The 12,367-nt window shown below is 36.8% G+C and carries 15 protein-coding genes; 7 read left to right on the top strand and 8 right to left on the bottom strand.

Annotated elements, in window-relative coordinates; genetic code table 11:
- Positions 1–22: 22 nt before the first annotated feature.
- Entirely contained in the window at positions 23–754 is a 732-nt protein-coding gene (locus FACI_RS02500; protein WP_196795588.1) for a geranylgeranylglyceryl/heptaprenylglyceryl phosphate synthase, read from the bottom strand.
- A gap of 152 nt (positions 755–906) precedes the next feature.
- Here FACI_RS02500 and FACI_RS02495 point away from each other — a divergent pair, with 152 nt between their 5' ends.
- The 3 genes from FACI_RS02495 to FACI_RS02485 are packed head-to-tail and all read left to right on the top strand — an operon-like array spanning position 907 to position 2,844.
- On the top strand, positions 907–1,263 hold the full coding sequence (locus FACI_RS02495; protein WP_009886533.1) for a dihydroneopterin aldolase family protein: 357 nt from the start codon (positions 907–909) through the stop codon (positions 1,261–1,263).
- Between the two features lie 2 nt (positions 1,264–1,265).
- Entirely contained in the window at positions 1,266–1,811 is a 546-nt protein-coding gene (locus FACI_RS02490) for an NTPase (protein ID WP_009886532.1), read from the top strand.
- On the top strand, positions 1,789–2,844 hold the full coding sequence (locus tag FACI_RS02485; RefSeq protein WP_009886531.1) for a class I SAM-dependent methyltransferase: 1,056 nt from the start codon (positions 1,789–1,791) through the stop codon (positions 2,842–2,844). Before FACI_RS02490 ends, FACI_RS02485 begins: the two co-directional genes overlap by 23 nt.
- A gap of 4 nt (positions 2,845–2,848) precedes the next feature.
- Here the strand turns inward: FACI_RS02485 and FACI_RS02480 are convergent, their stop codons facing one another.
- Positions 2,849–3,313 carry a DUF2240 family protein gene (locus FACI_RS02480; RefSeq protein WP_009886530.1) on the bottom strand — a complete coding sequence of 155 codons (465 nt, stop codon included), beginning with the start codon at positions 3,311–3,313 and terminating at the stop codon, positions 2,849–2,851.
- Between the two features lie 64 nt (positions 3,314–3,377).
- Positions 3,378–4,130: a molybdopterin-binding protein gene (locus tag FACI_RS02475; protein WP_009886529.1), complete on the bottom strand. Its 753-nt coding sequence runs from the start codon at positions 4,128–4,130 to the stop codon at positions 3,378–3,380.
- Between the two features lie 179 nt (positions 4,131–4,309).
- Here FACI_RS02475 and FACI_RS02470 point away from each other — a divergent pair, with 179 nt between their 5' ends.
- Positions 4,310–5,419 (top strand): L-rhamnonate dehydratase, encoded by a 1,110-nt coding sequence (locus FACI_RS02470; protein ID WP_009886528.1) that lies wholly within the window; start codon positions 4,310–4,312, stop codon positions 5,417–5,419.
- Positions 5,420–5,430: 11 nt separating this feature from the next.
- Here the strand turns inward: FACI_RS02470 and FACI_RS02465 are convergent, their stop codons facing one another.
- A complete protein-coding gene (locus tag FACI_RS02465) occupies positions 5,431–6,309 on the bottom strand; it encodes a dihydrodipicolinate synthase family protein (protein ID WP_009886527.1) in 879 nt (292 codons plus the stop codon).
- Positions 6,310–6,400: 91 nt separating this feature from the next.
- On the opposite strand from FACI_RS02465, the gene FACI_RS02460 reads away from it, so the two are divergent.
- The 3 genes from FACI_RS02460 (at position 6,401) to FACI_RS10425 (ending at position 9,319) form a co-directional block, all read left to right on the top strand.
- A complete protein-coding gene (locus FACI_RS02460) occupies positions 6,401–7,159 on the top strand; it encodes an MBL fold metallo-hydrolase (RefSeq protein ID WP_009886526.1) in 759 nt (252 codons plus the stop codon).
- Positions 7,160–7,348: 189 nt separating this feature from the next.
- A complete protein-coding gene (locus tag FACI_RS02455; protein WP_009886525.1) occupies positions 7,349–8,710 on the top strand; it encodes an MFS transporter in 1,362 nt (453 codons plus the stop codon).
- A 486-nt stretch (positions 8,711–9,196) separates the two neighbouring features.
- On the top strand, positions 9,197–9,319 hold the full coding sequence (locus tag FACI_RS10425) for a hypothetical protein (protein WP_009886524.1): 123 nt from the start codon (positions 9,197–9,199) through the stop codon (positions 9,317–9,319).
- 6 nt (positions 9,320–9,325) lie between these two features.
- Here FACI_RS10425 and rhaD read toward each other — a convergent pair whose 3' ends face one another.
- The 4 genes from rhaD to FACI_RS02435 all read right to left on the bottom strand — a co-directional run bounded on the left by rhaD (position 9,326) and on the right by FACI_RS02435 (position 12,242).
- Positions 9,326–10,087 carry an L-rhamnose 1-dehydrogenase gene (rhaD, locus tag FACI_RS02450; RefSeq protein ID WP_009886523.1) on the bottom strand — a complete coding sequence of 254 codons (762 nt, stop codon included), beginning with the start codon at positions 10,085–10,087 and terminating at the stop codon, positions 9,326–9,328.
- A gap of 9 nt (positions 10,088–10,096) precedes the next feature.
- Positions 10,097–10,810 (bottom strand): helix-turn-helix domain-containing protein, encoded by a 714-nt coding sequence (locus FACI_RS02445; protein WP_009886522.1) that lies wholly within the window; start codon positions 10,808–10,810, stop codon positions 10,097–10,099.
- Between the two features lie 76 nt (positions 10,811–10,886).
- A complete protein-coding gene (locus FACI_RS02440) occupies positions 10,887–11,237 on the bottom strand; it encodes a DUF6015 family protein (RefSeq protein ID WP_009886521.1) in 351 nt (116 codons plus the stop codon).
- Between the two features lie 78 nt (positions 11,238–11,315).
- Positions 11,316–12,242, bottom strand: a complete 927-nt coding sequence (locus tag FACI_RS02435; protein WP_009886520.1) for a nucleotidyltransferase family protein — start codon at positions 12,240–12,242, stop codon at positions 11,316–11,318.
- Positions 12,243–12,367 lie beyond the last annotated feature (125 nt).

Raw genomic sequence — 12,367 nt, 5'->3', positions numbered from 1 at the left:
GAATAAAAATTGTTAGAGAAAATCATATTGCACTGATTATATCTTTTAAAGCCATATAGGGATTTGAATGTTTCTCTATTACTGTTCCTGTAACTATAATGTCTGCTCCCGCATCTATAATTGACCTGGCTTTTCCATAATCCCTTATTCCGCCTCCAACTATAACAGGAATTTTTACCGATTCCTTTATTCTCCTGATAACATTGCATCCTACCGGTTCGGGTGCCCCTGAACCAGCTTCAAGGTAAAGAAGTTTGAATCCGAAAAATTCGGCAGCAAATGCATATGACAATGCAGTATTTTCATCATCCCTTCCTATAAGCCTCGCATTGCCAACACGCCCGACAGTCATGCCAGGCTCAAATATTAAATATCCCATAGGTATTGTTTCTATTCCCATCATTTTGAGTATAGACGCCGAGCCAATCTGATGGCCCACTATATAATCTATATTGGTTGAATTCATCAGCATCATGTAATAAATTGCATCTGCATAACGGCTTATCATGCTTCTTGATCCCGGGAATATAATTATCTGCTTTTCAGTTTTCTCCTTAATCCCGCTTATGGTTTTATCCATTAATCTGGAATCTATGTCGGTTGACCCTCCTATGAGGAAAAAGTCTGTGCCAGCCTTATCAGCTTTTTCAGCCAGTTCCACAGACCTGTCAGGAGATTGGGCGGCAGGGTCTATTAATGTCATGTGGACCCTTTTATATTTCAGGATTTCCATAATGTTCTTGTAAACGCTCACATATTCCACCTTATTTAACTTTAATGTCGTTAAAGTTATCCTAATCATACATATAAATGCATCTACATAGCTATTATGTTCCCATAGGAATATTTAAAAAGTGTCAGAATAAAAAACAATCTTTAATTAATTATATGTAATATAGTGTATAAATGAATGATCCATCCAGAAAATATTTCAATTGCACTGACAGGGAAAGGGCAATATTTGAATCCGGAATAAAACTGGGGGCAATATTTCATCAGTTCATAGGAGTGCCAGTAAACGATAGCAACAGGAAAGATATGGAAAATGCAATAGAAAAGAGTATAAAGTTACAGCCTTTTGTAGAAAGCATATCGGTAAAAATCAACATTGAAGGGCAAAGAAACACCTCATTTCAGTATGTATCCCTCTCCGGGGATATGCTTGATGTGAGGCTGGCTATAAGATATAACGATCAGGAGGTAAAGGCAAGAATGCAATATATGCAGGACCTGAATTACCCGCTGATGTATTTGGAGGAATAAGAATGGGAATAAAAGTAGGAATAACAGGACCTATCGGTTCGATAAAAACCGATGCGCTGAATAAAATTATGGAAATGCTTCAAAACAACGGGAAAGTTATAGAAGGCACACTTGTGTCTGAAAAAATTGAGCATGGAAGGGTAGTTGCATATTATATAACAGACATTCTTACAAAGAGAAGGGTGGAATTTGCCAGGATCGATTTAATCTCAAGGGTAAAGGTAGACAAGCTTGGCGTGGATACAAAATTACTTGAAGGCCTTCTGGTACCCAGCCTCCAGAAATCAAGGGAAGAAGCTGATGTTATAGTACTTGACGAACTTGGAAAGGTTGAAAATACAACAAAACAGATAAAAGCAGAAATAGAGGAGACAATGAAATCTGACAAATCTATAATAGTTACCCTGCATAAGAAGTCCAGGAATCCGGTTTTACAGGAATTCCGTGGGTATGAAAGTGTGAGGGTCTTCGATATAACCCCGATTAACAAGAATATACTCCCATTTAAAATTTTAAAGGTATTGAATGGAGAAGAAGAGTCAATTTAAGACAATCAGGGAGGGGGCTGTAGAGTTAATGGCCCCGGATAACCTTATTATTAAGGGCCCGGGCACACGGACTGCTGGATTTTACAACATGGACCAGAAATTGAACAGGGACATCACAATTTCATTTCTCAGAACAGTAAAGCCTAAAATAGCCCTCGATGCCTTTGGCGGTACGGGGGTAAGGGGAATTAGAATAAACAGGGAAGCAGGAATAAAAGCTGTAATATCAGAAATCAATAAAAAGTCATATGAATATATTAATATAAACAGGGAACTAAACAACTCACCTGTTGAGGTTTACAATAAAACTTTCCAGGCTATATTAAACGATTACCTTTTTGATTATATCGATATAGACCCCTATGGTTCTGTATTGCCATACATGGATGATGCAATGATTAATATTAGAAACAGGGGATACATAGGGGTTACTGCAACAGATCTCACATCGCTTACTGGATCCATGCCAGCCAAAACTTTGAGGCGTTACAGAGCATTTGTAATAAACGACATTTACCGGCACGAATCCGGAATAAGGCTTTTAATCGGGGAAATAGTAAAGAGGGCTGCGGCCCTGGACAAAGCAGCCATTCCCATGATCTCACTCTGGCATTCACATTATTACCGTATAATATTCCAGATCATTTCTTCATCCAGTAAAGCAGATGCCCAGCTGGATCAGGTGGGAATATTTGATAGGCACTCCGGATTGTCTGGTGTGTATCCATCTTCCCGGGAAGGCCCTTTATGGCTTGGAAATCTCAACTCAGAGGTAGCTCAAAAGCTGGATTACATAGAAAATCCGGATAAACAATTTCTTTCCACAATGGAAAGGCTCAAAACGAATGACCTTTCACTTTACTTTGCAGATATAGCGGATTTTGCAAGAATATCTGGTAAGGATACAAAATCTATTGAATCGAGCATGATAAAGCTCCGGGATGCTGGCATTGAATGTGGCAGGTCAATGTTCTCAAACACCGGTATAAAGGTCTCTTCCACAGTGCCTGAGGCTTTCAATATAATTTATTAAATATTTAGAAACTGTTCTCTTTTTCCTGTACAAAAGGCGTTACATCTATCCCGCTATCTGATAATACCGTAATTATTGCAGTTTCAAAGTCAATAAACTGCATTCCAGATAGAAGGTCCTTTGCCCTTATTATCGCCTCTTTCTTTGTCATTTTTCCAGAAGCCGACGCTGCCTCAAGCATTCTATCAATAAGTGGCTTTTCAGTGGCTTCAGAAAATAGTTCATCAACATCAATGGAAAAATCAAGCGGGACTATAACACCCTCGGTACTGAAATTCGGCACGTATTTACCGTTTTTTTCAACCAGCAGCATGGATTCTAAGGAAACCTGTAAAAACCTATCAACATCCTCAGGGGGAAGCAGTGTTCTCTTAAATGAAAGAATGTTGGTAAAATCAGATTTGCTGTAGCCGTCTGCCTTCTTGGAGGCGACTATGGCTATAAGCTTCCTGGCCATATCTTTATTCATGATAGTTAATAATATTTCCACTGATTAAGTTATCGGCTCTATTTTAAGATATTTATTTCAAATATTATTCATAGTTACTTTTATCGGCCTCCTTCTCTATAATTTCCAGAATTCTGGATACAAAATTTTCCACTTCATCAGGGTCAGTTCCGGAGGCAGAAACTTCTACTTCAACCCACGGCTTTCCATTATCCAGTTTCGGATGGGTCTTGATATATGCCCTATCTCCATATTCTTTCATTAATTTTGCAATCAAAGGGGCTAAAAGGCTTTCTTTTGCATCGTGAAGGTCTATTGACCTGTCTACGTAATGGAAATCCTTTATCCTGATCCTCTGTTCCACTTCCTTCATTATTGCTTCAACTTCCCGTGGTACACCTGGAAGGATAATGAATACTTTCCCTGATATATTTTCATATATGCCAGGCGCCGTGCCTGCTTTGTTTTCTATCGGTATCGAATTTTCAGGTATCATTCCCATTTTCTCCCTTTCCGGAGTTAATGTATGTACCTTTTTCAGCACCATATTCATCGCATTATCATTTCTCTCCATTTTCAGGTTAAATGCCAGTGAAAAACCCTTTAATGTCATATCATCGTAGGTCGGGCCCAATCCACCGGAAGAAACTATAAGATCGGCAATAGAGGATGCCTCTTTGAATGCACCTGCAATTTGTTCCAGATTATCAGGCACTATTATCCCTTTTATTACATCATATCCGGAATAGGTCAATATTTTCCCTATATCAGAAAAGTTTGTATTTACTGTCCTTCCCTTGAGTATCTCATTTCCAATGGTTATAATAACGGCTTTCATAAATTAATATATTATAATAATATAAATATCATCTGCAAAGGGAGCAAAATAAAAATGCAATTTAATATTTGCATTGGAATATATCCATACGTGGATATCTAAAGTTTTAGTGTATTATTGTGCTATAAACATATCCGGATATATGTTTAATACTTATCAATAATTATAAACATGATCGTATGAAAGTTGAAAGTATTAAAATAATCGGCAGGGAAAAGGTTAAACAGCCTGTGTATAAATACGTAAAACCCACAGATTACTACAAGGACATACTTGGCGAGGTATCTCCAACCGAGGCTGCAATGATAAACGAAGTTTGCACCCTTGAAATGAAGGCCGGGGAATACAGTTCATACTATAATACAACCTCTGATGTGGCATCTTTTGTAATGGAATTTTCTGGCAAGCTTAAGGAATTTAACATCTCGGAAATCAATATGGCATGGGATATGCTTTACAGACTTTCCCTTCCCCTTGGCAGGTCCGGTGTGATGATGCATGCACTCAGTGCTGTGAACATAATGATGTACGATATATATTCTAAATCTCTCAATGTCCCTGCATATAAAATAATGGGTGGGGCAACGAGAAAACGCATAAGGGCATATGCCTCACATCTGCACCCGACGGACCTGAAAGAACTCCGGAAAGAGGCGGAAGAATATGTTTCCCAGGGCTATAAAACAATGAAAATGAGATTTATTTCAGGCCCATCGGATATTAACGGGCTGGAGAAAAATATAGAACTTGTTAAAACAATAAGGGATGCTGTGGGATATGACGTGGAGCTTGCTGGAGATGCCTGGATGTCATGGAATTATAATTTTGCCCTGAAGATGGTCAAAAAACTGGAAAGGTACGATATGGCATGGGTTGAAGAGCCATTGATGCCTGATGATTTCGACGCTATGAAAATGTTATCATGGAAGACTGGAATTCCGATTTCTGAAGGAGAACACCATTACCATGTATACGACTTCAAGCGGTTGCTTGATGCGGGAATAAGGATATTGCAGCCCGATGCTGTATGGACCGGTGGAATAACACCTATGAAAAAAATTATTGCCTTGGCTGAAACCTACGGAGCCATAGTAGTTCCACATACGGGAAATATCTACAATTTGCATGTAATCGGCTCAGAACCTGAGAGCGTCACGCCTGTGGCTGAATTCCTGACAAAATACAGGGAATGGATGGAACAGCACATGGAGGGCACGCTGTTTCCGGAGAAAGGCTACTTTACATTGAGCGATAAGCCGGGATTCGGATTGGAATACAAACCACAGTAATCAATATACCATTAAATCCAGATCTTATCGAGAATCATATTTAATTTTGAATCCATCCGGCCTGGCATTTCAGGTTCCGGGCTTCTAACATTTGTATATATTATTATTTTTCTCCTGTACAGTATTTTCTTTTCTATCTGGACAAAGAATTTTAGATTTTCTGCTTCAAATCCAAGCAATTCCTGAATTTTGCTGAAATCATCAATATACGTTTTATCATTGTTTCGGTATTTTTCATAAACTCCGGATAATATATCCAGAAATGCCAATCCTGTTATAGACCCATCAGAACTATTGTTCAACTCATTAACCATATCGAAGCCAAGATACCCGCCAAGAATGGAAATATCAGGAAAATTGGTATGCAGTAAATGTATTCTCCTGGCACTGTCCTTGCCTTCTGTTTTTATTCCTGCTATATTATTGGCCGCTATGGTTTTCAATAATTTTAATGGCATATTAGACCGGTATCCAAAATCCTGTATAATTACAGGAATATCTATGGAGTTAGATATATCAATAAAATGCTTTGCTATTATGCTATTCTCAAGTTTTCCATACGGGTAATAGTATGGAGGCATTAAAATTATACCAGAAACCCCAGAATCCCTTGCTTTTTCTGCAAGTTTTGCCGCAGCAAATGTTGCCGGTTCGGATACTCCTGCGAATATTTTAATTCGCTTCCTGAATTTACTTACATTATTAATTATTTCAATTTTTTCATTGAATGTTAATTTATAGAATTCACCGCCGAGGAGCATTGGCGCAATGGCACCGGCACCTGATTTAATTGCAAATTCGATGCAGTTTTCAATTCCATCGAAATCTATTTCCATATTATCTTTAAATATTGTTGGTATTGCAGGAATTACCCCGCTGATCGGTTTCATACTATCATAATGGTGTATTTAAATTAAAATCTTCCCCGGAAATGTATGGAAAATATTTTATTTACTGTTCATTTATGATTATCTGGTATAAATGGCTCAAAATGTATTCAGGGTTAAGGTTTTTAAGGTAGGGGAATCAGATGTACCTGCGCCGGAAGTTTACAGGATGTCCGGATGGGGAAACTGGGAAACCCTACATTTTCATATGATAATGGCATATAACGACGAAACAAATTTCCTGATAAATGCTGGAATGCCAGTGGACATGGAAGAAAGAAACCGTGCAATGGTTGAGTTCGCAGGCAGCAGGGCAAAATTCACATCCAGTGATTCCATAGAAACTTTAAGGAAAGCTGGATTTAAGCCGGAAGATGTTAAAAATATCTCATTTACTCCCTTACAGGACTACACTACCGGAAGGGCGGATGAATTTAAGAATGCAACATACCATATATTGAAGAAAGGATGGATTAATGATATTATGGTACCTGGCCCACACAACGATAATAGGAATCTATTTATCCCTGAAAATGTGCTTCAATACCTTTTATTTGAGGCAAAAGACAGAATTCACTTTTTTGATGCAGAAAATATTACTGAACTGATACCAGGAATCAGTGCACTATGGGTAGGGTGCCACCACAGGGCATCGCTGGCCTTTATCATTAACACAGGCAAAGGCAAAATAATATTCACAGACGCATCCTTTAAAAGCTCAAATATACTTAAAAGCATACCAATGGGGATAGCAGAAAATATTTTTGAATGTTACAGTGCATATGATAAATTAAAATTATACGTAAATGTACTATCTGCATATGACCCTGATATAGATGGGCTTGAATTTTAGAAACATATAATCTATAAATTCAATCAAATAATTGCCCGAATGTATTGTTATACATTGATTCAAACATACAGGGGTACACACACTATCCCTTTATATATTGTATATAATATATGCATTATGCAGTATACTATGGAATAGTTTGGGAATTACTATATATACACTAATGGAAATATATTTTAAGGTGAACTTATGGTAGATAGTAAAACTTATGACGATGCTGCGCTCTCATCAACTCATTTCAAGTGGACTTTTATTGCATCACTTGGAGATTTTTTGGACGCTGGTATGCTTGCAGGTACCGGAATAACTCTTCTGGCTATCGGAACATTGCTGAATTTTACAACCCTGGAAGATGGGTTACCTGCATTGATTACACTCCTGGGTGCTGCATTTGGAGCACTTGGATTCGGAAGGTTAGGAGATAAATTTGGTAGAAAATTTATTTATCAGGTTGATATGATAATATATGGCGTATCTGCAATATTGCTCGCAATAACTGGAATTTTCCCCAGCCGTATTTTTAATATAGTCTGGGCAATGGTATTTTATGCCCTTGTTGGAATAGCAGTAGGTGCTGACGTTCCCACATCCTGGAGCCTGATAACTGAATTCTCGCCAAAAAATTATCGTGGCAGATTGATGAGCATTACAACAATAATGTGGTATGTCGGTGTCCTTGTGGAGCTTGGAATAGCGATAGCACTGTACAACACAGGCATGGTATTATTCAGGGTCATATGGATTATGCTCGGTTTACTCGCCTTTGTGAGCTGGTTACTGAGAAGAAACCTTACAGAATCTCCAAGATATGATATGATGCGTGGAAATAAAACAGACCTGCAGAAATCTGCTAAACTGCTTCACATAGATATTAAGGATGAGGAAAACAAAAAATTCACGATAGACAAGTATAAGGAACTTTTCAAGAAATATGGATGGTTCATGCTACTGGCCTGGTTTTTATACCTTATGTGGGGAATACCTGCTTCTACATACGGTGAGTTTTTCCCGTACATATTCAGTTCGCTTCATCTGGTAAGCCTTAGAGACACATATGCATTTGAGGCCATTTACTTTGGAAGTGCTATTGTCCCCGGACTGTTAATATTTTATTATTTATCAGACCGTGTGGGGAGAGTTCCGCTTTACCTTGCAAGCGCTGCAATGGCGGCAGTATCATTTTTCCTTCTCGTTTATCCGCCATTCCTTAAAAACGTATACGTTCTACTGGCTTCATTCCTGCTATTCGGTATTGGCCAGGGGCTCGGTATCTGGACCACCACAAGGCTGCTATCACTGGAACATTTCCCTACAAGCCTCAGAAACTCCGGACAGGGGTTTGTCTGGTTTACTATGAGGTTCGAAGCAGGGATATTCGGGTTATTCACACCGATGATAGTTGCGTTTGGTATTGAGTATATAGGATATATAGCAGGGGCTTTCTTTGTTCTAGCATTTATAGTGGTAACACTGCTTTACATATTTAAGCCGGAATATGTGAGAACTGAAAGAAAATCACTGGAGGAAACTTCGAGAGATGTGGTGAAATAACTGGATATTATAAAATTATATTATAATTTAAATATTTATTATTTTTTGTAACAATCATGCCATTTAACAGATGCACATGTCTGTATTTTTTGTAACTATGAGATTCAAAATAAGAAATGTAAAACGATCTAAGTGATTATACAATATTTTTAATCTTAAATACCTACGGCAAGATATTATTATCCTGTATAATGGGTAAAAAATATAACCCGTTATAAGAATAACCGCTGTTATATCAAAAATTTAATAATATAGTAACTCACATGAGTTTTTCCGTCAAAATTATTATTAAATAAATTTACAAATCCATCTACCAGAACGAAAGCCACTGAGTTTACGATGTGGATGAATTTCTGGAAATAAAGAAATAAATGGAAATAATTTATATATTAAATTGATATAATAAAATTAAATGAATTATTAAAAATTAAAAATAGAAAATTAAATAATTATTTTAAGAAATATAATATAAATTTAAATGTACCTATGGAGCGTAGGGAATTAACGCCTGTGGAGATTATTGCCTCTGGCTTTGAAGGGCTTAATATAAGCCCCTATGTGAAGTTAAGCATGGTCAATGAAGCAGGAAGCCTCTATGCTTTAGCATGAGGTAGTTCACTGTAAATTAACAAGCATGCCGCCGTCAACTAAAAGTTCAGCACCATTTATATATGTATTTTCATCGGAAACAAGGAATAAAGCCGGAGAAGCTATATCGGAAGGATTTCCCAATCTTCTTAGGGGTATTCTGTTTTCCATATACTCCCTTTTCTTTTTATTTGAAAGGTCTTCTGTGTTGATATCAGTAAGTATAGTACCAGGTTCCAGCGAATTAACCATTATCCCGTGCTCACCGAGTATTATGGCCAGTGAATGCATTAATCCATTCATAGCAGACTTTGTTGTGGTGTAATGTGCCTGAAATTTCCCGCCAACTATTGCGCTTATTGAGCTTATAAATAATATTTTTCCCTTAGTATTGTTCTCTATCATCATCTGTGAGACACGCTGTGTGATGAAAAAATGGCTTTCCACATTGACTTTCCATACTTTTTCAAATAAATTCTGGTCTATATTAAAAAAATCCATGAACGGGCAAATTCCGGCATTGTTGACCAGCACATCCACTGTTTTGAACTTATCTTTAATAAATTTCATCAATCCATCTATTTCTCCTATATCCGACTGGTCTATCTTGTATTTTTCGCCTGAAACTCCCTTACTTCTTATATATTTCACAGTTTCATCCGCAGCATTGTCGTTGTTGCCATATGTAATTATAACATTTGCGCCGTTGTCTGCCAGAGCTTTTGCAATGCCATTCCCTATGCCTCTTGAACCACCTGTAACTATAGCATTTTTATTCCTGAAATCCATTTTAATCCCCTACTCACCAAATTTCTTCATCAAAAAATATCTATTCTTGCGGGTCCATTCATCCATGATTTTTCCCGTTGCTTTTCTCATGTATTCTTCCAGGGCTGACTTTGAAAGCCCTGTTATTGTAGCCAGTTCACTGAGATATTTTTCCCTGGGTATGTTAAAATACCCATTCTGGTAAGCCATATACACTGTAAATGCTTCCTGGTCAGTTAAATTGAATACACTATCAATTTTTCCATTTTGCCTGTCGCTCTTCATATGGAAATAGGGCATCTCTCCAAGTTCTGATAGTGATGATTTTAAGGTTTTAACAGATTCAACAGGGACAATTGCCATTATATATTCAAAATTATCAGATATCAGGTCATTATGGTAAACAACATTGTTTTCATACAGCAAAGATACTATCATATTGCTATATTTTTCCTTGAATGAAACTTCATAAAGATTTTTTCTATAGGCACTGGAAGACACTCTTAAAATCTCGCTTATGGCACTGGACCGTTTGAAAAGTGTAAGGAATTTTTTGAATTCCCTTTCTGATTCTGCCTTTATCTCCACAGTTCCGTAAATATAGTTATTGTCTTTATGCACATTGCTGCTAACCGTGTGTATATTAACATTTAAGCCATCAGTAATCTCTGTCCAGCATCGTTCATGCCGCATCTGAAAATCAACTTCAACATATTCATGCCCATCATCTTCTCTAAATATCATATATAACAATATTTAATAGTTTATTTAATCATTTGTATTATCTAATAACTCTAAAATAAAGTATAAAAATTACCATTCACATATTTTTGAATATTGAATCGTATATATTTTTTTCGGAATCTTCTTCCTTTTCTTCCTTTGCTAGCTTATTTATTTTGGCTTTGTCCAGATACCACTGATTGATGCGCCATGCTTTTCCATGGACTATGTTAATTTCCTCCCTGTGGGTTGTTACTATTCCATATTCCTCAAGGTTGTAAAAAACGTCCCTTTCAGCAGCAGAAAGAACATTGTCTATTATGTAATCCTCATATCCGAAAAAAGAAAGAATAAAGTCGCAGAGATCTTCAGAATCTTTTTTAGACATTCCTTTTCTACCATAAATATTATCAATGGCTTTAAATAATTCTCCCCTGCTAACAGTCATGGCAATATCATTAATAACAGGTTATTAAATTTTATGAATATAATATATATAATATAATAGCAGATGTGGCATAGGTCTTTATATAGATATCTCCTCCATTATAGTATTCTCATATGCATACAATAATGTTGTATCCGCGGTTCTTATTACCTGCCCCTTAGAATATTTTTTATCCGTATCATTCTCAATATAGCCTGTGCCTGAACCTATTTTTAATATTTTGCCAGATTTAATTTCAACATTTTCACCTGATCTGATGTAATACTCGACTATGCTTTTCCCCTCATCAAAGTATAATGTTTTCAAGTACCCGTATGATGTGTCTTCCCTACCTTTGTATAACTCTTTTATGGTTCCTAAATCCTTTTCGCTGTCTATGCCAAGCCAGAGGGCATCCTCGCAGTATACGCCCATCCTGTTATTGTTTACAAGGTACGGAAAAACACTTTTTTCAATATCCTTTTCCATATATTTTCTGAAAAATGCTTCAAATGCAGATTTTTTTACATAATATAATCCGGCATTGATATAATGGTTAAGTTCAGGCTTTTCCCTGAAATTGTCAACCTTGTCTCCTGAAAATTCTACTATTCCATAGGGGCTCTGCATTTTAGTTACATACATTACTACATCATAATCCCTCGATTTCGAAAACTCCACAAAGCTCCTGAAATTTATGTCGGTAACAGTATCTCCATTTCTTACTATGGCGTCCTCATTTATATTTTTCATGAGGTTTGAGAGTGAAAATAAAGTTCCCATAGGTTTGTCTTCCCTGAGATAATGGATATTCATATCTTTATAATTTTTATAACGTTCTTCTATAACCTCGCTCAGGTATCCGGAAAGGATATAAACATCAGTGATTCCTATATTTTTAAAATCAAAAAGCTGTCTGTCCATTATGGTATAATTATCCTTAATTTCCACCAGTGCTTTGGGTATATGGTCTGTTATAGGTTTCAGCCGTTTGCCATATCCTCCTGCAAGAATAGCTCCAATCATGGTGTTGTAATGAAATACTTTTATAATTAATTTTGCAGTATATTTAGTTATTGTTATGATTGAACAAAATTGGCGGGTAAAATAATTGCATGTTCCGGATACCCTTTAACAATTATATCTCGTCA

The sequence above is a fragment of the Ferroplasma acidarmanus Fer1 genome (genome assembly GCF_000152265.2).
GTDB classification, from domain to species: domain Archaea; phylum Thermoplasmatota; class Thermoplasmata; order Thermoplasmatales; family Thermoplasmataceae; genus Ferroplasma; species Ferroplasma acidiphilum.
The sequence above is the reverse complement of the archived record's forward strand: the minus strand, read 5'-3'. Positions and strand labels throughout refer to the sequence as shown.